Genomic DNA, 1,741 nt, shown 5'->3' with positions numbered 1-1,741 from the left:
TTTTCAGCGTACTAGACCAGATTTTTGAAATGTATGCGTTCCAAGCTCAAATATATAGAAGAGAGCGTATTTTATGATATCATGGAAGGACGAAAATTCACTATTAGAATAGAAGAGGCCNTCTCCTATATCTTTTCAGCGTACTAGACCAGATTTTTGAAGGTAGATCGCGCTCTAATATATACAAGCGAAGGGCATTTTATGACACCATGGAAGGACGGAAATTCACTATTAGGATAGAAGAGGCACCAGAAGGAGGATACACAGGTCAATGCATGGAGCTTCCAGGCGCAATAAGCGAGGGCGACACAATTGAGGAATTAAAAGCAAACATGACTGAAGCGATTGAGCTAGTTTTAGAATCATTAGAAGAGCGCGCAAAGAAAGACAGAAAACTTGTCATAGAAATTTCAAATTGAGTCTAAGAAATCATAACTTAGTTTCTAGCTGTCACGTAGTGATCTTTGTATCATTCAAGTTTTAATCCATGCAAAATAGTTATCACATGATAACATTGGAAGTGGCTGGAGACCCTGTTGATTTTATTCCTGCGTTTAACCATATCAAAAAAGATCTTTTACGTTATAACGCAGTACGTGATGTTATCAACAATCTAAAACATGATAAATTAGTAGGTATACGCATAAAACAAAAACAGATACCACAACATTATATTAAAAAACATGATGTCAATGCAGTCTTTAAAGTAGATTTGCCTGGATATTGGCGCTTGATTTATGGCATATTGGTCATACATGGAGAAAAGAAGGCACTCTTGATGGAGTTGTTTGATCATGCGAAATATAACAAAAGGTTTGGCTATTAGTACATATATGTACATGCACATAAATACCAGAATGATGTAACTATACCATATGGCATCAAAGGGTATTTTGGAAGATCACGGTGTTGGTTTGAAGGACATATTGCATGATATTCAAAAGTATAATCCCACCTTGAAGAACATCCTAAAAGTTGAACAGTTGTTTGAAAAACACAAAGAGTTTGATTCCAAAACGCAATTGGTAAAAAAACTAGACGTTACCATGAGGCCTCCAGTCCTCAATGTTATTTTGAAGTATCTGGAAAGATCAAACAAGATAATGGTTGATGACAATGATGGTTCAATTGTATGGATCTATGCAAGCTCAAAGGCAAAGAAAAGTTGGAATAAAGCAGTAAGNTGTCATAGAAATTTCAAATTGAGTCTAAGAAATCATAACTGGCGACAAGTTCTCAAGGTTCTCAGAAAACATGGTTTTGAACAAGCAAGACAAAAAGGTAGTCATGTACAGTTGATACATCCTGATGGAAAATATGTTACCGTTCCAAGACATGATCCAATCAAGGAAACAACCTTGAAATCCATACTAGACCAAGCAGGAATTACAAGGGAATCTTTCTTAGATGAACTATAACTGACTGAACATATTTTCAGAAATTATATCTCAAGTTAATTTTGGTTAATTACCATTTGGTAAATTCTGCAAAGAATTTGGATGCCTTTGATTTTCCACCTTTACCATTTTCTATTTCTTGCCAAGCATCAGAAATTGACCTGAACGTTATCGGCATTATTTCTTTAGGAACTTTCACTGTATTTTAAAGAATTTTCTTGTTAATAAATTAGGTTTGTCATTTACGATTCAAGTATCTCAGATATGGCTCCAAAACTCCATGGGCCGCACTTGTCATGCTCTATCTTTACCAAGTCCTTGTTTTTCATCTGCGATATGATGTA

Annotated in this window: 2 protein-coding genes; both read left to right on the top strand. The window is 35.3% G+C overall.

The annotated features are described in order from the left end of the window. Nucleotides 1-505: 505 nt before the first annotated feature. The gene (locus tag DYY66_RS00120; RefSeq protein WP_166285137.1) at nt 506-826 is read left to right on the top strand and encodes a hypothetical protein; all 321 of its coding nucleotides are present in this window, start codon (nt 506-508) and stop codon (nt 824-826) included. A gap of 358 nt (nt 827-1,184) precedes the next feature. Then, nucleotides 1,185-1,418, top strand: a 234-nt coding sequence (locus tag DYY66_RS00115) for a type II toxin-antitoxin system HicA family toxin (protein WP_255495929.1), incomplete at its 5' end; no start/stop codon positions are given. Between the last annotated feature and the right edge of the window lie 323 nt (nt 1,419-1,741).

Source organism: Candidatus Nitrosotalea sp. FS, from assembly GCF_011319475.1.
Lineage (GTDB): Archaea > Thermoproteota > Nitrososphaeria > Nitrososphaerales > Nitrosopumilaceae > Nitrosotalea.
This window is presented reverse-complemented; position numbering and strand designations above follow the sequence as displayed.